This is a genomic window from Novosphingobium mississippiense (assembly GCF_044029535.1).
Taxonomy (GTDB): domain Bacteria; phylum Pseudomonadota; class Alphaproteobacteria; order Sphingomonadales; family Sphingomonadaceae; genus Novosphingobium.
The window spans coordinates 636,308-656,115 of record NZ_CP147003.1 but is presented as its reverse complement, the minus strand read 5'-3'; the positions used below and the strand labels follow the sequence as shown (position 1 = coordinate 656,115).

The window sequence follows — 19,808 nt, the reverse complement described above, 5'->3', positions numbered from 1 at the left end:
CATTACCATCTATCGCAGCGGCGCGGGCAGCCTCACCCGGTAGACGAGTATCCGATTGTCGTTATCGATCGCGGAATCGCAGGACTGGCCTGACATTCGGCAGTGCCGGGCGATGAAGTCGTTGTCATTGCCGACGAGCAGGAAATAATCAGCCGGATGCTCCCGATCCATTGCCGGGGCCAGGTCCATCGCTTCCCACTTCTCGGAAAGTGCCGCGATATCCAGTCCGAAGCGTGCCAGTTGCGGTGGATTGAGCAAGTTTACGAACTCCGCCCGCTCGGCCGGCACGATCTCAGGCCGCAAGGCCGGGGTATCCGGGTTCTGCAGGATCGAGGCCCCACCGGTTTCGTATCGGGTACCCGCGATGTTGGTCGCTCCTGCCAGGTCCACCAGCAGGATCGACTTGTAGACGATCGGTCGATCCCCCTCAGCCCCGCGCCCGGCGGCATCGCGTGCGAGCATCAGGAACCGGTGATCGTCCAGCGCGCGGATCTCGCTCTGCGCGGCGGTACGATTGGCCACGCTGCCATCGCCGGCATCATTGTACGCGGGCAACTGCATGACGTAATGCCCGATCGGCCGTGCCGGCGTGGGCGAAGCTTGCACGTCATAGGCCAGCACGCGGATGGCGGTGCGGCCTGCGGCATTGCCACTGGCGCTGTCCTGCATCAATGCGCTCTGCAGTGCGACCAGCAGGGTGCGGCCATCAGGTGAAAGCGACATGCCCTCTGGGCCCTGGTTGTTGCGCCGCCCCGTTTCCGGCGGCTCCAACGAACCGAAATAGGCCGCCCCGCCACGCTTCGGCACAACGGCCGGTGGTGGCTGGATCACGCCGCGCAGTCTGCCGCCCCGGTCGAAGTAATAGACATTCGCGGTATATTCGTCGCCGATGTAGAAACTGCCATCGCGCGTGAACTGAAGGGATTCCGCGTCGAGCGACACTTTGCCATGCCCGGTCCCATCAGCCGGAGCCGGCAGCAGGACACTCCGTTCGGTCAAGGTCCCGTCACCCGGATCGGCGCCGGTGAACGGCCGTCCGCGGAAGTCGCGCAATTCAAGGCCGCCGTCCGGCACGATATCGACTTGTCCGTCGCCCGGCGCAAACCGGATGCGGAAGCGCTCCAGCCGTGCCGGATAGTCGAAGAAGAGCCGCGCGGCAGGATCGTTTCGCCCCCGGTCTGGCAGTGTCCAGAGGACGCCTTCGTAGTGATCGCCAACCCGCTTCCAACTGCCCGGCGCGATCTGCAGCGAGGAGAAGGAGCCGAGCGTATCACCCAGAAAATCCGCCGTGCCCGCCGGAACGGTGCCGGTGCCGACCAGCCCGAGATTGGCGTAGGTCCGCCCGCGCAGCGTCACTTCTTGCGTGCCGGCGTTCTGATCGAGATGCGGCCGCGTAATGGGCTCCTCCCCACCGGCGAAGGCGGGGAGGGCCGTGCACAGGCTGACCAATGCCAGCCCGGCGGTCAGTGTCTTAGAAATCAACGCTGAGCGTTCCGAAGAACTGGCGCGGCGCCGAGGAGTGGAACACCACGATGCTGCCCGCCGCGTCATCCGGCGCGAACACGCTGTTGTCGAAGTTCGACGCATAGCGCTTGTTGGTGAGGTTGGTGACGTTCAGCGCCAACTTGGCCCCCTTCACCGCGCCAACCGAACCAAAATCGTAGGTAAGGCCCAGATCGAAGGTGGTGTAACCACCGAAGCTCTGGTCGTTGGTGTAAGTGTAATAGCGTCGGCCGGTGTACTTGCCCTGCACCATCGCCGAGACCGCGCCCTGCGTCAGCGTCAGCACGCTGGCCAACATCTCCTTGGGCGTATCCACCTGCTGCTTGCCCGCCGTCGCCTTTACGACGCACGTGGTGGTGCACCAGTTCAGATCGTCATCATAGGTGGACTTGTTGTAGGAGGCAGAGTTGTACCAGCTCATCCACGGTGCCGGCTTCCACAGCACGCCCAGTTCCACGCCCCGGCTGGTGACGCTGCCGGCGTTGTGGAACGAGTTGCCGCAACCCGGGTTCTGCTGCTGGTTCGTCGGGCACGGATTGTACTGCAGCAGGCGATTGTCGAACTTCACCCAATAGCCACTCAGCGCAACCTGCAGCGGTCCGCTGACATAGCGATAGCCGCCTTCGACGCTCTTGGAGGTTTCCGGCTTCAGCGTCTTGCCCTGCGCGTCCCACACGGTCTGCGTGACAGACTGCGGGCCCAGCTTGAAGCCGCCCTGGTACATGGCCATGTTCTCGGCATAGCTGGCATAGAGTTCGTGGCGCGGGGCCACCTGCCAGTGCACGCCCACTTCCGGCAGGAAGTAGTCCTTGGCGGTGAGCGAACCTGTGGCGAACTGCGTGCTAGCCGGCGGGGCAGCCTTGGCGATGCCGTCCTGCGCTTCGGCGTTCGAGCGCGAATAAGTGCCCTTGAAACCGAAATCGACCGTCAGCGCGTCATCCAGCAGGCTCACCGTGTCCTGCACGTAGAACTGGCGCGTCTTCCACTTGGTTTCCTGCACCCACTGCGCGGTATCCGGCTGACCCTTAAGGAACTGGCCGATGTCAAACGGCCCGGTGACGTTGGCCCAGATATAGCGCGCGGCGCTGCTCTTGTTCTCTTCAAGCCAGAAGCCGGCCTGGAAGTGGTTGAAGGCAAGGTCCCAGCTCAGGCTGCCAAGGGCGCCGGTGCGGTTGATGGTGTAGCGCGTGTCGCGGATCTGCACCGGCACGTCATCGGCCGTCGTCGCCGTGCCCTGCTTGGACCAGCCGACGATCCAGTTGTTGCCCGCGCCCTTGTCGGTGTGGTGGTAGACCTGCGCGTGCGCCTTCAGCGTGCTGGTCACGTCGAAATCGCCGGCAAGGTAGAACAGGTTGTCGTTGCGCAGGATCTGGCCGTTGGTGAAAGTAACGTCCGAATTCTTCTGCGGCTTTGGCGCGGCGACGCACTTCGTCGGTGCGGTCGGCCCGGTCACCGAGCAATAGGCGACGCCCAAGTAGGAATTCCAGTCCGGCGCATAGCCGCCCCAGTCCCAGCCCAGACGGCTCAGCATATCCTTCGACAGATAGGCATCGTCCGCCTGATTGGTGCGCGACAGGTCGGCAAATGCGGTGATCGTGCCGCCGGTGAATTCATACTTCGCCTTGGCGTTCAACTGCTTGCCGGTGGAGCGGTTGTAATCCCGCTGGTGCACGAATAGATCCTGTTCGCTGTATTGGCCGGCGACATAGGCTGAGAAACCGCCATGCTGGCCGGTATCCAGCCGCACGAAGGTGCGCAGGCTGTCCGCGCTGCCGCCGGTTTGGCTGAAGGCAACGCCCATATCCTTGTGCGGATCGCTGCTGGTGTAAGTGAGCGCGCCGCCAAGGTTGCTGGTGGAGGCGATACCAAGACCGGCGATCCCGGTTGCCAGATCGGCGCGACCCAGATTTTCGGAAATCAGGGCGCGGCTGATCGAAAGGCCGTTGTAGTTGTTGTAGGCACCGTCGCCCAGCGGCATCCCGTCCAGCGTATAGCCCAGGTGGGTGGTGCTGAAGCCGCGCACCTGAAGCGACATCGATTGTTCGTTGACGCCCAGCGCGTCGATTGACTGCGCGCTGACGCCGGGCAGGAAGTTCAGCGCCTTCTGCACACTGGTGCCTGGGGGCAGCACGTCGAGGTTCGACGGCAGCAGCGTGGAGACCGAGCGGGTCTGCCCGCTGCCGATGACGACGATATCGTGGACTTCAGTGCCGTCCGCTGCGCCGGCGTCAGCATCCTGTGCCTGCGCCTGAACGGATGCCGTAAAACTGGCGGCAACCGCCAAGGCTACCACGGACTTCTGCAACATTCATGCCCCCATGTATCTGAACAACGCCGGCGCTTTACGGATCGCGGCAGCTTTTTCCCGGGGCGGGCCTATTCCACGCGTTGATGACGCTTTCGCTACAATCCGGAAATATAAGAGAAAAGTTCGCATCGGCTGGCGCGTTACGGCGAACGACTTCGACAGGGCCGCGCTTGCCGGGGCCGGCGGCGGTAACGCCCCGGTGAAGTTTGCGGCACGCGGCCTGCCGCTATGGACGATGCCGGGATGGCAACATACCCTTTCGCGCGACCCGCATACGAACGGGCTCGACCGGCAAACCGGCAGAGAAACACGACACCCGGGGAGGGGATTGCGATGGACGTCGAAGCCCGTCTGGCCGCGCTGGAAGCGCGCTGCCGCAAGGCAGAGGATCACTTGGAAATCCTCAACCTGCTGAACACTTACGGCCCATTGGTAGACAGCGCCATGGCCGCGCCCGCTGCCGATCTGTGGAGCGCGGGCGGCGGCTATACCTTCACCCTGCCCGACGGCGGCACCAAACGCCTTTCCGCGCCCGACGAGATTGCCGGCATGTATGGTTGGGCCGGACACCTGGATCTGGTGAACACCGGCTGTGCGCATCTTACCGCCACGCCGAAGATCACTATCGACGGCGATGGGGCGCAGGCGGTGGGTTACTCCGTGGTGATCCTGCGCGAGGATGATCGCTGGTTCCTCTGGCGCGCGGCGGTGAACCACTGGACGCTGGGCCGTACTGCAAACGGTTGGCGCATTGTCGAACGCCTCAACCACGCGCTCGACGGATCGCCCGAAAGCCATGAGATCATGCGCAAGGTGGCGCGGATATGAGCCGGTTCGAAGGAAAAGTCGCGATCATCACCGGCGCGAGCACCGGCCTCGGCCCGGTAATGGCCGCCATGATGGCCCAGGAAGGCGCCCGGCTGGTACTGGCGGCAAGGCGACTGGAACTGGTGGAGCAGGTCGCCGCATCGATAGGCACCGCCGCGATCGCCGTGCGCTGCGATGTAACGGACGAGGCAGATGTCGCCGCGATGGTGGAGGCGGCGATGACCCACTGGGGCCAGGTCGACGTGATGATGAACAATGCGGCCGTGCCGGGCACCGACAAATGGATTTGGGAGCAGACGGTCGACAACTTCCTGGAGACATACCGCACCGACTGCATGGCCGCGATGCTCTGCACGCGTGAGGTGCTGAACCGTTCGATGCTGGAACGGCGGACCGGGTCGATCGTCAACTTCTCGTCCAGCGCGGGGTGGGACGGGATGGCGCGGAAGAGCCACTATTCCGCCGCCAAGGGCGCGCTGCGCATCCTTACCAAGTCCATCGCCCGCGAAGTGGGGGAGTTCGGCATTCGCTGCAACTGCGTGGTTCCCGGTGCGATCGGCACCGACCTGATGGTCAACTACATGAAGCGCATCGCGGGTGAGCAGGGGAAGACGTACGAGGAGATCGAGGCGGGGCTGGTGGCCGGGCTTCCGCTGAAGACTTTCTCCAGCCCCGAGGATGTGGCGCGGATGGCGCTGTTTCTGGCGTCCGACGAGGCGCGCACGATCACCGGGCAATCGATCAACGTCGATGGCGGTCTGGTGATGTCGTAACCGGCCGCGAACTTCGGAAAAACGGGAGAAGCACATGGCGAATGAAATGCCCGGGTCGAATGAATTTTCCGGCCTTACCCGCAAGGTGATCGAATATAGCGAGGCGTTCTCTCGCCTCGTCGAAAAATCCAAGACGCGGCCGCTGGAGGACGCCGATTGGGCCGACATCGAGCGCCTTGTCGATGTGGACAGCTACGTTCGCATGGGCGTGTTCCTCAGTCCGCAGGCCGAAGTGATCGATTGGGCGAAGTACAAGTATTACATCACCCAGTATGCGGCCGGAACGTCGTGGGAGGGAACGTTGCGGCACGTCACCGAGCAGCCGGGCCGCGTGATCCTGGAACTGGAGGAACGCAACGCGCGCGGTGGGGTAACCGACGTGTCGAACACCGTGACGATCTACGAATTCGACGATGCGGAACGCATCCGCCATCTCGACGTCTATGTCATGCCCCTTGAAAAGCGGTGACCGGCGGGGGCGCGATTTCCGCGCTCATGGATCGCCCGCCGCATGAGCGGCGGGCGATCGCTCTGAACTGACGCATCAAACAGCCCCATCAGGGGGTTACGATGTTGAACCAGAACTCGAACGTGTCGAGGTTCGAGACGAGATCGCCGACCTTTGCCTGATCACCGACGATCTGCATTTCGCCGGACGAAACGGCATCCTGGAATTTGGTCTGCTGCAGGATGATCCGGTTCAGCGTGTCGCGCGAGAGCGTTACGGTGGCGTCGGCATTGGGCACGTTACCGGATGAGTGGTTGAGCACCCCGTTTTCCAGTTCGAGCAAATAGGTGCCGTCCTTGCCCAGATCCAGGTTGATCCTGGCCTTGGCATTCGCGGCCTTCTCCGCGTTCAGGCGCACGGCCAGATAGTCCAGGAACATGTCTACCGACATGGCCTTCACCGTATCGGGGCTGGCGGTATTCGGCGTCGGCAGCTTTGCAACGCCCTTGCGCAGCTCCTGCGCGCCCGTCAGGTAGAAGTTGCGCCAGGGCCCGGATTCCGCCTGGTAGCCAAGCTGTTCAAGCGCATCGGCTTCCAGATTCTTGGCCGCCTGATTGCTGGGATCGGCGAAGACAACGTGGTGGACGACCTGAGCCACCCAGCGGTATTCGCCATTGTCATAGGCCCCCTTGGCGCGCTTGAGCACCGCATCGGCGCCGCCCATGAATTCCACGTACTTCTTGCTCTCCTCGACCGGGGGCAATTCGTGAAGCGTTGCTGGATTGCCATCGAACCAGCCAAGGTAAAGCACATAGGTCGCCGCGACATCGTGGTAGACCGAGCCGTAATAACCACGATTGGCCCAGACGTTGGCGAGGCTGTCGGGCATCTTGAACGCCTCGGCAATCTCGCGCATCGTCATGCCCTGATTGGCCATCCGCAGCGTTTCGTCATTGATGAAACGATAGAGATCGCGCTGGCTCTTCAGCAGCGAAACGGCCTTGTCGTTGCCCCAGGTCGGCCAGTGATGCTGGGCAAAGATCACGTCGACTTTGTCGCCCCACATCGCCAGCGCCTGATTGAGGTACTTGGACCAGGGCAGAGGCTCACGGATCTTGGCGCCGCGCAGGGAATAGGTGTTGTGGAGCGTGTGGGTGGCATCCTCGGCCGATTCCATCGCTCTCTTTTCCTCGATGAACCACATCATTTCCGCCGGAGCCTCGGAACCGGGGGCCATCAGGAATTCATAGGTCAGCCCGTCGATCACCTGCTTCTCGCCGGTTTTCTGGACATAGTCGGTCGGTGCGATGAGGGTCACGGTGCCGGCCGACGTCGTCGTGCCCAAGCCTGCGCCGACCTGCCCCTTGGGGTCCGGCTTCAGCAGGTTCCCGTACATGTAGCTCGCGCGGCGGCTCATCGCGTTGCCGGCCATCACGTTTTCGGCAACCGCGGCCTCAAGAAAGCCCTCCGGCGCGTAGATCTTCACTTTGCCGGCCGCAACGTCCGCCTCGCTGACGACGCCCTTCACGCCGCCATAGTGGTCGACATGGCTGTGCGTGTAGATGACCGCCTTCACCGGCTTCTGCCCGCGGTGCTTGAAATAGAGATCCATGCCCACTTTGGCCGTTTCGGCCGAGATCAGCGGATCTATCACCGTCACGCCTTCCTTGCCTTCGACGATCGTCATGTTCGAAAGGTCTGCATTGCGGACCTGGTAGATCCCGGGAACCACCTCGAACAGGCCGCTGATGGTGATCAATTGGGCCTGTCGCCAAAGACTGGGATTGACCGTGGCCGGCGCCGCAGAGTCCTGCTTGATGAAGCTGTATTGGCGCGGATTCCAGATCACGTTGCCGGAACTGCCCTTTATCGTCTCTTCGGGCAGCGGCGCGATCAGGCCCCGTCGGGCATCGGCGAAATCCGATTTGTCGGAAAACGGCAGGGTGCGCAGCAGGCTGTCATTGGCCTGTTTCGTCGCCTCCGTCGCATCGTTGCGGGCATCCTGGCTTTGCGAAGCAACGGGCGTGGTGAGAATTGTGCCCAGCAAGAATGCCGGAAACACACGCGCCAATCTGATCTTGGATGTCATCGATGTTCCCCTGTCGATCGTCCGAAGCAGCCGAATTTCCTGACCCCACCCACGCGCGAAAGCGGATTATAACCGCCTCGATCGCGTCAAATCGCACCTGAAATCTTGAAACCGCGAGCACGGATCTTCCATTTTCGGCACTTTTTCTGCGCATATCACGCGCTTTGAAGGTGCCACATCGGTGATCTCCCCGATGTGGCGGGGGATTTTCTCTGGGAGCACTCTGCGGGGAAGAGGCCCGAACAGCGCATCGCGCTTTCCCGGCCGAACTGCTAGAGGATCGCCATGAAGCTTCCTGACTCGAACGCCCCCTTCGCTCCGGACCAGACCGCACCTGCCGAACAACCGGACTTCGTCGTGGTCGACGTGGAGACCGCCTGTGCGCGGGTCAGCAGCATCTGCCAGATCGGCATCGTCGGCTTCCGGGCCGGTCAGGAGGTGTTTGCCTACGAAACGCTGATCGACCCACAGGACGAATTTTCCCCATTCAACATCGGCATCCATGGCATTTCGCCGGACCATGTGGCGGGCAAGCCGGCATTCGGCGCTATCCATGGCATCATCGCAGAGCACCTGACGGGGCGCGTCACGGTCGCGCATTCGGGATTCGACAAGGGCGCGCTGTCCGCTGCCTGCCGGATCGGCGGACTGCCCTTCATCGAAACGACCTGGCTCGACAGCGTGCGTGTGGCCAAGCGGGCATGGCCGCAATTGCCCAATCACCGCCTCAACACGCTATCCAGCCACTTGAAAATCCGCCACCGCCATCACGATGCGCTCAGCGATGCGCGTGCAGCGGGCATGGTGATCCTGCGGGCCATCGAAGACACCGGCATCGACCTGCAAGGCTGGCTGGCCAAGCCCGCAAAGCCAGGCAAGGCTCCACGCGCCGCCGAAACCGGCCCACTGAAAGGCCAGCGTATTGCCATCCTGGGTGAACGGCGCGACGAGGCGCTGGCCCAGTTCCTTGCAGCACACGGGGCGCGCGTCGTCTCCAGCGTCGGCACGACCACGACGATGCTGGTCATCAGCACCCACCAGACTTTCGGTCGCTGGGCGGCAGCCCATGCGGAACATCACAAGGCGGAAAAACTGCGCGATTCCGGGGCAGCCATGGAGATCGTCACCGAAGTGGAACTGCGCGCCCGGCTTTTGGGAAATCTTTCGGCTTAAGATCTACCAAGGTCGCGGCTGCTTGCCCGCTCACTCGCTTTCGTAATCGTCGTCGTCAAAATCTTCCGGCAGATCATCGTCCGTATATTCGCCGCTCAGGAATTGCACGGGATCGAGATCGAGGTGGATCACGACTTCCCGCCGCGTCGCCAGAACCGATATCTCCTCGCCATCCTCCAATTCGATGACGGTCACCTGATCGTCGCGCCCCTCGACAAGATCGACGACATCCGTCGAATTGACCAGCACCTCATCGCCATCCGGCGTTTCGAACATGAATTTCGGCATCGTTCGCTCCTGCATTGCCAATAGAGCAGTTTCCGATCCGATTGCATCGGATCAACTGCTCTAAGTTTTTGGTTTATCGTGTTTTCCGAGTCATCAGGTGATTCCACCTGATTAGAAAACGCTCTAACCAAACAATGATCCGCAACTGCGTTTCCCGGTCGGCCTGCTCGCTGCGATTACACCGGCCATGCGATCAGGCGCCGGGACCGCGCAGGCTGTGCCAGGCCTCGCGAACCTTGGCGATGCCGAAGCGCAGGACTTTGGCCGGATCGATGTGCGGCATGGTCGGCAACTCGTCGGGATCGACGATGGCGTGCAGGATCGCCGGCCCGGGCGCGGCAAGAAACTGCGCAATCGTCGCATCCAGCTGGGCGGGATCGCGCACCGTGAAGCCTTGCGCTCCGCAAGCCTTGGCGAAGGCGGCAAAGTCGATGTTCGGGAACGTCGAGCCCTTGGCTGCCGGCAGCCCGGCCACTTCCATCTCGAGATGGACCAGGCCCCACTCGGCGTTGTCGTAGACGACGATCTTCACCGGCAATTGATGCTCCACGCTGGTCATGAATTCGCCCAGCAGCATCGTCATGCCCCCATCGCCGACATGGGCGATCACCTGCCTCGAGCGGTCCAGAAGCTGCGCACCGTTAGCCAGGCCCAGCCCCGTGCCAACCGCTGCGTTGTTGAACGAACCGGTGTGCTGCTGCCTGCCGCTCTGCCGCCACCAGTTCGCCGCCCAGAGCGTCACTTCGCCAGTATCGGTAACCACGATCGCATCGTCGGCCGCATGATTGCTGATCGCCCGCGCCAGTGCGGGCGGATGAAGTTTGCCGGGCGTGCGTGCAACGTCTGCCCGCTTGTCCAGCATCGCGTTCCATTCGTCCCGCGCGGCCTGCGCCTTTTCAAGGAACGTGCGGTCCGATCGGGCGGAAAGACGTTCCAGCAGCATCGTCAACGCCGGGCGCACCGAACCCACGATCCCCAGAGCCACCGGAGCGCGTCTCCCCAAGGCAAGTGCGCGTTCGTCGATCTGGATAATCCGGCCATGTTGGGGCAGGAATTCGGAATAAGGATAGTCGGTGCCCAGCATCAGCAGCAGGTCCGCCCCATTGATGGCGTCCACCCCGGCCTTGGAACCAATCAGGCCCACCCCGCCGATCCAGCAGCGATGATCGAATGGAAGAATGCTCTTGCCGCGGAACGTGTGCATGAGGGGCGCCTGCAACCTGTCGGCCAATTGCTCCAGCTCGGAACCCGCACCATGGCAGCCCTGCCCGCAGAACACCGCAACGGTCTTCGCCTCGCCGATCATCCGGGCGGCTTCGGCCACATCGGCCGGCGACGGCGCAATTTCGGGTCGCGGCCGCAGCGTCGCCATGCTGGCGACGTCGCTTTCGACCTTTGCCGCAAAGACCTCCGGCGGCACGTTGATATGGGCAACGCCGCGTTCGGCATAAGCGGCGGCGATCGCTTCGCGGATCACGGCGGGGGCCTGTTCCGCCGCACTGATCACCTGGCTGTAGACCGCAACGTCGCGAAACAGCAGGGCTGGATCGTCCTCCTGGAGATAATCCGTCCCTCGCTTCTCAGCCGGCACGCCCCCGGTAATGGCCAGCACCGGAGCATGATCCTTGCGCGCCTCATACAGGCCCGCGACAAGGTGATTGCCGCCCGGCCCGGTCGTCCCGCAGCACACACCAAGGCGGCCTGTCAGTTTGGCTTGCCCGGCGGCCGCCAAAGCGCCGCCTTCTTCATGGCGGACGCCGATCCAGTCGATGGCATCCTCCGCGTCGAGAGCATGGGTGAATGGGTTGAGAGCATCGCCCACCACACCAAACACATGACGAACGCCCAACTGCGCGAGGGTGTCGACCAGCAATTCGGCTACCGTTCGGGACATAAGGGCCTCTTCGTTCCGCTGTCAGCGTGACAACGCATCACGCCCCGGTCCGCTCCCTGTCTCTACCCTTGTTTAAGATGATCGACGCTTCGTGGCTTCCTGTTGTTGGTGGCGATCTGCGCCGCAAGGTCATGGCAAGGGGCCTCGACGGCCGGGGTTAGGCCCGCCGTCGAGGTCAGATATCTGTTGCGCGTTACCGCTGCGTCAGGCGACCCGGGAACCGCCTTTCAAGGAATGCGCGGGGGCCGCGAGAGGATCGGGGATCACGCCCGCAGTTCGGTCTTCAGCACCTTCCCCGCAGCGTTGCGCGGCAGGTCCGGCACCAGCACGAAGCTACGCGGCACCTTGTAGTTCGCCATGTTCGCCTTCGCCCATGCGGCAAGATCGTCTGCGCTCAGCGCCGCACCGCTGCGGGCGATCACATAGGCGCGGCCCACTTCGCCCATGCGCTCATCCGCCACGCCAATCACAGCCGCTTGCGCCACCGATGGATGGGCGTTCAGCAGCTTCTCCACCTCGGCCGGATAGACGTTGAACCCGCCCGAGATGAACATGTCCTTCTTGCGGTCGGTAATCGCCAGATAGCCGCGCGCGTCGACGGTGCCGATGTCACCGGTATGCAGCCACCCCTCCGCATCCACCGCTTCCGCCGTGGCAACGGGATCGTCGAGATAGCCGCGCATCACGGCATGGCCGCGCACCAGGATTTCACCCGCTTCGCCCGGCGGCAGGTCACGCCCCGCATCGTCGACGCAGCGCACCTCGATCCCCGGCAGCGGATAACCGCAGGTGTGAGCAATCGTCTCGGCATCGTCGCCCTGCCGCGTCATCGCGATGGCACCGCATTCGGTCATGCCATAGCCGTTGACGACGTTGGACATGCCCAGTTCACTGCGCATTCGCTCCACCAGCACCGGCGGCACTGGCGCCGCACCGGTCACCGCCACGCGCAGCGAAGAGAAATCGCGCGGCCTACCGCCCGCCAGTTGCTCGCCCGCCAGTTGATCGCCGGCCAATTCCTGCAAGAGCGACTGGTAGATCGTCGGCGGGCCGGGGATGAAGCTGATCTTCGCGCTTTCGATCAAGCGGACCATCTCGCCCACGTCGAATGTGACCATCGGCACGATCGTCGCGCCGCGCAACAGGCAGGGCACCCAGCCCGCCTTGTAGCCGAAGGTATGGAAGAACGGATTGACGATCAGGTAGCGGTCGCCCTCCCGCAGGTCCACGCGCACGGACCAGTCACCGAAGATCTGGATCGCCTGCCGATGCGCCGTCAGCGCGCCCTTGGGGCGGCCGGTGGTGCCGGAGGTGAAGATCACGTCGCTGATGTCATCACCGGTCAGGCGCGCCATTGCGGCATCGATCGCCGGGTCTTGCGGCCCTTTGCCACGCGCGACGAAGGCGTCCCAGCCGCTGTCGATGCGGACCGTTTCGGCAAGATCGGGCAAGTCCTCCCCCGCGATCAGGTCCGCAAAGTCCTGCCCCAGGAAATTGCCCGGCGCGAACAGCAGGCGCACTTTCGCACGACGCAGGATCTCGCCCGCCTCCGCGCCTTTGAAGCGGGTGTTGAGCGGCACCACGGTCGCCCCGGCGATGTGCGTCGCCAAGGCCGCCAGGATCCATTCGCGCGTGTTGGGTCCCCAGATGGCAACCCGATCGCCGTGGCCCACGCCGCTGGCCATGATGGCCGATGCCGCCGCCCGCGCATCGGCCCATAGCTGAGCAAAAGTCCATTGCCGATCGCCCACGATCAGCCCCGTGCGATCCGGCCAGCGCTCCGCCGCCGCCGCCGCCGCACCGGGGATCGTCGCCGGCCAGATTCCCATCGCTTCCGTCATGCGGCTCATGCCCTTCAGGCGACTTCGAACAGACCGGCGGCGCCCATGCCGCCCGCCACGCACATCGAGACGACGACGTATTTCACCCCGCGCCGCTTGCCCTCGATCAGCGCATGGCCGACCAGCCGTGAGCCGGTCATCGCGAAGGGATGGCCGATGGCGATGCCACCGCCGTTGACGTTCAGTTTGTCCGGATCGATGCCCAGTTCGCGCTGACAATAGATCGCCTGGCTGGCGAACGCCTCGTTGATTTCCCAGAGGCCGATATCGTCGATCTTCAAGCCGTTGCGTTCCAGCAGCTTGGGGATCGCGAAGACCGGGCCGATGCCCATCTCGTCGGCGCCGCAACCCGCAACCTGAAAGCCGCGATAGAGCCCCAGCACCGGCAGCCCTTCCTTCTGCGCGGTGGCAAGGTCCATGACGATCTGCGCCGATGCGCCATCCGAAAGCTGGCTGGCATTGCCCGCCGTTACGTGGCGGCCTTCCTTCACGACCTGCCCGTTCTTGAACACCGGCTTCAGCTCGCTCAGCTTCTCGAACGTCGTGCCAGCGCGGATGCCTTCGTCCTTCGTCAGCAGGACTTCTTCCTTGCCGGTTTCGTTGCCCTCCTTGTCGAACAGCGCCTTGGTCAGCGCGATCGGTTCGATCTCGGCATCGAAGCGTCCGGCTTCCTGCGCGGCGGCGGCGCGCTGCTGGCTGAGCGCGGCAAAACGGTCCTGATCCTCACGGCTGACGCCATAGCGTTCGGCCACGATCTCCGCCGTCTCGATCATCGCCATGTAGGCGTAGGGATCGTGTTCCTTCACCCATTCCGAACGGTTGCGGAAATTGGGGTAGTGCTTGTCGATCGTCAGCGAGACGTTTTCGGTGCCGCCCGAAAGCGCCACGTCGATCTCGCCCGCGATGATGCCGCGCGCCGCGAAGGCCAGCGCGTTAAGGCCGCTGGAACACTTGCGGTCCATCGCGAAGCCGGCAGTGGTGTCGGGCAGGACGGAGCCGTGCACGGCAAGGCGGCCGATGTTGTAGCTTTGCGTGTTCCACTGGTTCGCGCAGCCCATGTAGACATCGTCGACGCGGGCGGGATCGATCCCGGCACGGGCGATGGCGGCGTTCACGACATGGGCGGCCATGCGAGGCGCCTCCGTATCGTTGAACGCCCCGCGATAGGCCTTGCCGACGCCGGTGCGGGCCGTGGAAATGATGGCGGCTTCGCGCATTGTCTCGATATCCTCTCAGGTAAATCCGTGCATGTTGTCAGGGCCCCAGAAGGCCCGCATCTCGGCGACCTTTCCGGCCTCGTCGAAACGGAAGCTGTCGATCACGTCGATCCGCTTGGCGCCGCCCTCCCATTCGAGGTGGACGGCAAAGGCGAAGACCGCATAGTCGGTCACCACCCGCACCGGCCCTTCCAGCGTCAGTTTCGCGCCGGTCGCCATCGATGCCGAGTAGAAGGCATGGATCGCGGCCAGCCCTTCGTGGATGGGCGATCCAACCGGATCTTCGACAGTGGCATTCTCGGCAAAAAGCGCGGCAACGCGGTCTGCGCTGCCGGCAGAAAAGGCCGCCACGTATTCGTGCACTGCGGATTCCATATGCTTGGGATCGGGCATCCTTCTCTCCTTACGGGTAGTATCGGCTGATGGTGTCGATAACGAGCGCGGGCTTCTCACCCCCCTCGATCTCGACGGTAACGCGCACGGTCGACTGGACCGCACCCTTGATCTCCTCGACCGCGACAATCTCCCCCCGCGCGCGCAGCCGCGATCCGGTCAGGACCGGGGCCAGAAACCGCGTGCGGTCCATCCCGACGTTCACGCCGGCGGAAAACCCGCGCACCTCGATCATCTGCGGCAGGAACATGTTGACGAGACTGAGCGTCAGGTAACCGTGGACGATCGTACCGCCGAACGGCCCCGCCTTGGCGCGCTCCACATCGACATGGATCCACTGGTCGTCGCCGGTCACTTCGGCGAAGGCGTTCACCCGGTCCTGATCGACGGCGAACCAGTCCGTCGGCCCCAGTTGCGTTCCTTCCGCGCCAAGCAGCGCAGAGGGCGTTTCGAAGACGAACGGCCCGCTCATGCGTGCTGGCTCGATACCGGAACGATCTCTCCGGTCATGTAGGACGACAAGTCGCTGGCCAGGAACAGCATGACGTTGGCCACTTCCCACACTTCCGCCGGACGACCGTAGGCCTCTCGCTTGACCAGTTCAGCCAAGGTTTCCTCGGTCGTCACTTTGGCAAGGAAGGGATGCATGGCCAGACTGGGCGCCACCGCGTTGATGCGCACGCCGTGGTCCGCCGCCTCCATCGCCGTGCAGCGGGTGAAAGCCATGACCCCGGCCTTGGCGGCGGCATAGTGCGCCTGCCCCTTCTGCGCGCGCCAGCCGAGTACAGAGGCGTTGTTGACCATCACGCCCCGGTTCGCCGCATACATCACCGGCAGGAACGCCCGGGTCATGCGGAACAGCGAGGTGAGCGTGACGTCCAACACGCGGCTCCACTGGTCATCGGTCATGTCGACCACGTCGACCTCGCCGCCCAGCCCGGCATTGTTGATCAGCACATCGACCCCGCCCAGCCGCGACACTGCCGCGTCGCGCAGCGCCTGCACCTGCTCCTCGACGGTCACGTCGCAGACGAACGTCTCCGGCCGCGTGCAGCCCACTTCGGCGGCGATGCGATCGGCCGCTTCGCCAAGGCGGCGCTCATGGAAATCGCTGATGAGCAGGCGCGCGCCCTCCTCGGCGGCACGCTTGGCGACGGCAAAACCAATGCCGGTGCCGGCCGCGGCGGTGACCACCACCGTGCGCTCCTTCAGCATGCCGAGGGGAGTGGGATAGGCAGGAACGGGAACGGTCACAGGTCACCTCTGGGTTCTTTGGGCAAGCCGAGGCCACGCTCGGCGATCAGGTTGCGCTGGATCTGATTGGTGCCGCCGTAGATCGTATCCGAGCGGCTGAAGAGAAACAGGTTGGGCAGCATCGGCCATTCGTAATCATGGCCCGGCGCGATCTCGCCCGCCTGGCCAAGCACATCCATGGCCAGTTCGCCCAGGTTGCGCCGCCATGTCGCCCACTGGATCTTGTAGGTGAGCGCGGCGCCGTCGATGGCGGAATGATCGGTGTTGGAGAGCATCCGCAGCGCGCCGTAACGCATCAGGCGAAGGCCGATCTCCGCCTCCGCCACGCGCTGGCGGATCACCGGATCGCGGTCCTTCCCATTGGCCTTGGCAGCGGCAATGATGCCGTCCAGCTCGTTGCGGAAACCCATCTGTTGGGCCAGCGTCGACACCCCGCGTTCGAAGGCGAGCAGGCCCATCGCCACGCGCCAGCCATCGCCGGGCGTGCCGATCAGGCTGCCCGCCGGGCAACGCGCATCGGTCAGGAACGTCTCGTTGAACTCCGCCTCTCCGTTCATCTGGCGGATCGGGCGCACTTCGATACCGGGTTGGTCCATCTCCATCATCAGGAACGTCAGACCCTTGGGGCCTTTCGAGCCTTCCTCGCTGCGCGCGATGACAAAGATCCAGTCGGAGAAGTGGGCAAGGCTGGTCCAGACTTTCTGACCGTTGACCACCCATTCATCGCCGTCCAGCCGCGCCTTGGTGCGCACGTTGGCAAGATCCGACCCGGCATTGGGCTCGGAATACCCCTGGCACCAGATCGCGGTTCCCGCCGCGATACCGGGAAGGAACCGCGCCTTCTGCTCCTCGGTCCCAAAGGCAAGGATCGTCGGCCCGGCGAGTTCGACGCCGATGTGGTTGATGCGGCCCGGCGCACCGGCGCGGGCATATTCCTCGGCAAAGATCACCTGCTGCGCCAGCGTCGCGCCGCGTCCGCCCCATTGTTCGGGCCAGCCGATGCACGACCATTTGTGCGCGGCCAGTTGCTGTTCCCACTCGCGCCGGCGCTCCACCTTGGAGACGAGATTGGGAATGCCGCGAATATCGGCGAAAGGCCCTGTCATCTGCGCCTGCAGCCATGCGGCGCATTCGCTGCGAAAGGCCTCGTCCGCCGTCGAAAAGCCCAGTTTCATGTGGGTTCTCCCATGACGAAGCGCGCCACTTCCGCGCGGTGCCACTGGCTGTCGCCATAAAGCGTCGCGATCGAGCGGGCGCGTTTGAAGAAGAGGTGCGCGTCATGCTCCCAGGTGAAGCCGATCCCGCCGTGAAGCTGGATCATGTTGCCCGCACACATGCGGTAGGTATCGGCGCAGAAGGCCTTGGCGGAATGGAGCGCCAGCTTCGCTTCCTCGGCCTGCTCGTCGACCGCGCAAGCCGCCCAGTAGACGGCCGAGCGGGCCTGTTCGATTTCCACCATCATGTCGGCAAGGCGGTGCTTGTACGCCTGGAACGAGCCAATGGGTCGGCCGAATTGCACGCGTTCCTTCGCGTATTCCACCGTCCGGTCGAGGCTGGCCTGTGCGCCGCCCAGCGCCTCGGCGGCAAGGCAGATCCAGCCTGCGGCCTGAAGCCCTTCGATCGCGGCCGCGCCCTGTTGCAGCGCTTCGGCCCGGACGCCATCAAGCGTCACCGTCGCGAGCGGGCGCGTCTGGTCCATGGTGACATGCGCGGTGCGGGTAACCCCCTCGCCGTTCAGATCGACCAGCCAAGCCTGTCCACCAGCCTGAAGCAACAGGACATCGGCCGTCGCACCATACGGAAGATAGGGGATCGTGCCACTGACGGCCCCATCCACCACCTCGAAAGCAGTATCCCACGCCACCGTCGCGATGAGTTCTCCGGCGGCAAGACGCGGCAGCCATTCGGTCTTCTGCGCGTCCGATCCGCCGCGCACCAGGGCTTCGGTCAGCATGGCATGGCCCAGCAACGGCAGCGCGGCGACTTGCGCGCCTGCCGCCTCCGCCACCACGGCCAGTTCCACCATGCCAAGGCCGGCGCCGCCGAAGTCCTCGGGAATGCCGAGCCCGGCAAGCCCCAGTTCCCCGGCAAAGGCGGACCACAAGTCGCGGTCGATACCGTCAGCTCCCATCGCCGCGCGGGTGCGCTCGCTAGTGGCGTTTTCGGCGAAGAAAGCGCGGACGGTGTCCGCGATCATCGCCTGTTCGTCGGTCAGGGCGAATTCCATCGCGCCGTCTCCCCTCAGGCCGTGCCCCAGACCTTGCGCGGCGGAACGCGCTCAGCCAGCAGGCGATCCACTTCCGCACCCACCTGCGCAGGCTGCCAGCGCGCCGCCTGATCGACGAACGGGCCTTCTCGCCAGCCTTGCTCGATCATGATCTTGCCGCCTTCCAGTTCGAACACGCAGCCGGTGACATGGGCGCTTTCGGTCGATCCCAGCCACACCACGGTGGCGGCGACATTGGCCGGATCCATCACGTCGAACGTGGCTTCCTGCGTCGCCATCTTGTCGGCAAAGGCCTGCTCGGTCATGCGGGTGCGGGCGGAGGGAGCCAGCGCATTGGCGGTGATGCCATAGCGGCCCAGTTCGGCGGCCTGCACCAGCGTCAGCGCGGCAATCCCGCCCTTGGCGGTCGAGTAAGCGGCCTGCGCGATCGAGCCCTGGAGGCCCGCGCCGGACGAAGTGTTGATGATCCGCGCATCGACCGGCTTGCCGGCCTTCTGCTGCCCGCGCCAGTAATCCACGGCGTGGCGGGAGAGGCAGAAATGGCCGCGCAAGTGGACGTGCATGGTCGCGTCCCACTCTTCCAGCGTCGCCGAAACGAACATCCGATCGCGCACGATTCCGGCGTTGTTGACCACGACATGAAGATCACCGAACGCGTCCAGAGCGGCACCTACGATGCGCTGGGCGGCATCCCAGTCGGTGATGTCCTCGTAATTGGCCACGGCCTTGCCGCCGGCGGCGCGAATTTCCTCCACCACCCCGTCGGCGGCGCTGGTGTCGCGTCCGTCACCACCCAGCGAGGTGCCGATGTCGTTGACGACGACGTTGGCCCCCTCCGCCGCGAAGGCGAGCGCGTATGCGCGGCCCAAACCGCGCGCGGCGCCGGTGATGATGACGGTACGATTGTCGCAGATACCCACGAAAGTCACTCCTGTTCGATGGTTTGCGCCGCGCGGGCTTCGCGCAGGGCGGCGGTGCGGCCGGAAAGGCGCACGGCAATGGCTTCCGACGCCAATCGGCGTCGGTCGGGTTCGGGGGCGGACAGCGGCGTGACTTCGACGATCCCGTCCAGCGCCTCGCGCGCAAGGCGCTGGTATTCGCCCTGCCCGTCGTTGCGCCATGTCACCTGATGTGGTTCGAATGTTCGCACGACCTTGGCGGGGTTGCCGGCGAGCAAGCTGCGCGGCGGCGTTTCCGTTTCCGACTTCACCAGCGCCAACGCGCCGATGAGGTTTTCCGGGCCGATCACCGCTTCGTCCAGCACCACGGCGTTCATGCCGACCAGGCTGTTCTCGCCGATCTCGCAGCCGTGGATGATGGCGCCGTGCGCGATCGTCGCGCCCCGGCGGATCACGGTGTCGCGGTTGGAATTGGCGTGGATCGTTACGCTGTCCTGGATCGAGCTGTCACCCTCCACGACGATGCGGCCGAAATCGCCGCGCAGCGAGGCGCCCGGCGCGATGAAGCAGCCGGGGCCGACGATCACGTCCCCTATCAGCGAGGCCAATGGATGGACATAGCTGGTCGGATCGACGACCGGAACGATCCCCTGATAGGCGTAGCAAGGCATCG

The 19,808-nt window shown here is 64.3% G+C and carries 18 protein-coding genes; 4 read left to right on the top strand and 14 right to left on the bottom strand.

The window, feature by feature from the left end:
* Positions 1 to 9: 9 nt before the first annotated feature.
* Both WBP06_RS21620 and WBP06_RS21615 read right to left on the bottom strand, forming a co-directional pair.
* Positions 10 to 1,482, bottom strand: coding sequence for an esterase-like activity of phytase family protein (locus WBP06_RS21620; protein WP_395337132.1), 1,473 nt, complete (start codon positions 1,480 to 1,482; stop codon positions 10 to 12).
* A complete protein-coding gene (locus tag WBP06_RS21615; protein ID WP_395337131.1) occupies positions 1,472 to 3,811 on the bottom strand; it encodes a TonB-dependent receptor in 2,340 nt (779 codons plus the stop codon). Before WBP06_RS21615 ends, WBP06_RS21620 begins: the two co-directional genes overlap by 11 nt.
* A 333-nt stretch (positions 3,812 to 4,144) precedes the next feature.
* On the opposite strand from WBP06_RS21615, the gene WBP06_RS21610 reads away from it, so the two are divergent.
* From WBP06_RS21610 to WBP06_RS21600, 3 genes are read left to right on the top strand one after another with little or no spacing between them, the layout of a single operon-like run.
* A complete protein-coding gene (locus tag WBP06_RS21610) occupies positions 4,145 to 4,639 on the top strand; it encodes a nuclear transport factor 2 family protein (protein WP_395337130.1) in 495 nt (164 codons plus the stop codon).
* The gene (locus WBP06_RS21605; protein ID WP_395337129.1) at positions 4,636 to 5,412 is read left to right on the top strand and encodes an SDR family NAD(P)-dependent oxidoreductase; all 777 of its coding nucleotides are present in this window, start codon (positions 4,636 to 4,638) and stop codon (positions 5,410 to 5,412) included. The genes WBP06_RS21610 and WBP06_RS21605 overlap by 4 nt, the downstream gene beginning before the upstream one ends.
* A 34-nt stretch (positions 5,413 to 5,446) precedes the next feature.
* Positions 5,447 to 5,881 (top strand): hypothetical protein, encoded by a 435-nt coding sequence (locus tag WBP06_RS21600; RefSeq protein WP_395337128.1) that lies wholly within the window; start codon positions 5,447 to 5,449, stop codon positions 5,879 to 5,881.
* Between the two features lie 88 nt (positions 5,882 to 5,969).
* Here the strand turns inward: WBP06_RS21600 and WBP06_RS21595 are convergent, their stop codons facing one another.
* Entirely contained in the window at positions 5,970 to 7,949 is a 1,980-nt protein-coding gene (locus tag WBP06_RS21595; RefSeq protein WP_395337127.1) for an alkyl/aryl-sulfatase, read from the bottom strand.
* 285 nt (positions 7,950 to 8,234) lie between these two features.
* On the opposite strand from WBP06_RS21595, the gene WBP06_RS21590 reads away from it, so the two are divergent.
* Positions 8,235 to 9,122: an exonuclease domain-containing protein gene (locus tag WBP06_RS21590; RefSeq protein ID WP_395337125.1), complete on the top strand. Its 888-nt coding sequence runs from the start codon at positions 8,235 to 8,237 to the stop codon at positions 9,120 to 9,122.
* A 30-nt stretch (positions 9,123 to 9,152) separates the two neighbouring features.
* Here the strand turns inward: WBP06_RS21590 and WBP06_RS21585 are convergent, their stop codons facing one another.
* From WBP06_RS21585 to WBP06_RS21535, 11 genes are all read right to left on the bottom strand, one after another.
* Positions 9,153 to 9,410 carry a hypothetical protein gene (locus WBP06_RS21585; protein WP_395337123.1) on the bottom strand — a complete coding sequence of 86 codons (258 nt, stop codon included), beginning with the start codon at positions 9,408 to 9,410 and terminating at the stop codon, positions 9,153 to 9,155.
* Between the two features lie 193 nt (positions 9,411 to 9,603).
* Positions 9,604 to 11,304 carry a thiamine pyrophosphate-binding protein gene (locus tag WBP06_RS21580; RefSeq protein ID WP_395337122.1) on the bottom strand — a complete coding sequence of 567 codons (1,701 nt, stop codon included), beginning with the start codon at positions 11,302 to 11,304 and terminating at the stop codon, positions 9,604 to 9,606.
* A gap of 263 nt (positions 11,305 to 11,567) precedes the next feature.
* On the bottom strand, positions 11,568 to 13,154 hold the full coding sequence (locus WBP06_RS21575) for a FadD3 family acyl-CoA ligase (RefSeq protein WP_395337120.1): 1,587 nt from the start codon (positions 13,152 to 13,154) through the stop codon (positions 11,568 to 11,570).
* Between the two features lie 5 nt (positions 13,155 to 13,159).
* Positions 13,160 to 14,362, bottom strand: a complete 1,203-nt coding sequence (locus tag WBP06_RS21570) for an acetyl-CoA C-acyltransferase (RefSeq protein ID WP_395337119.1) — start codon at positions 14,360 to 14,362, stop codon at positions 13,160 to 13,162.
* Between the two features lie 15 nt (positions 14,363 to 14,377).
* Positions 14,378 to 14,755, bottom strand: a complete 378-nt coding sequence (locus WBP06_RS21565; RefSeq protein WP_395337118.1) for a nuclear transport factor 2 family protein — start codon at positions 14,753 to 14,755, stop codon at positions 14,378 to 14,380.
* A 10-nt stretch (positions 14,756 to 14,765) separates the two neighbouring features.
* Positions 14,766 to 15,227 (bottom strand): MaoC family dehydratase, encoded by a 462-nt coding sequence (locus WBP06_RS21560; protein WP_395337117.1) that lies wholly within the window; start codon positions 15,225 to 15,227, stop codon positions 14,766 to 14,768.
* Positions 15,224 to 16,009, bottom strand: a complete 786-nt coding sequence (locus tag WBP06_RS21555; RefSeq protein WP_395337116.1) for an SDR family oxidoreductase — start codon at positions 16,007 to 16,009, stop codon at positions 15,224 to 15,226. Before WBP06_RS21555 ends, WBP06_RS21560 begins: the two co-directional genes overlap by 4 nt.
* A complete protein-coding gene (locus WBP06_RS21550) occupies positions 16,006 to 17,184 on the bottom strand; it encodes an acyl-CoA dehydrogenase family protein (protein ID WP_395337115.1) in 1,179 nt (392 codons plus the stop codon). Before WBP06_RS21550 ends, WBP06_RS21555 begins: the two co-directional genes overlap by 4 nt.
* Entirely contained in the window at positions 17,181 to 18,236 is a 1,056-nt protein-coding gene (locus WBP06_RS21545) for an acyl-CoA dehydrogenase family protein (RefSeq protein ID WP_395337114.1), read from the bottom strand. The genes WBP06_RS21550 and WBP06_RS21545 overlap by 4 nt, the downstream gene beginning before the upstream one ends.
* Positions 18,237 to 18,250: 14 nt before the next feature.
* Positions 18,251 to 19,156 (bottom strand): SDR family oxidoreductase, encoded by a 906-nt coding sequence (locus WBP06_RS21540; protein WP_395337113.1) that lies wholly within the window; start codon positions 19,154 to 19,156, stop codon positions 18,251 to 18,253.
* Between the two features lie 5 nt (positions 19,157 to 19,161).
* Positions 19,162 to 19,806, bottom strand: a complete 645-nt coding sequence (locus WBP06_RS21535) for a phenylacetic acid degradation protein PaaY (protein ID WP_395337112.1) — start codon at positions 19,804 to 19,806, stop codon at positions 19,162 to 19,164.
* Positions 19,807 to 19,808: the final 2 nt, after the last annotated feature.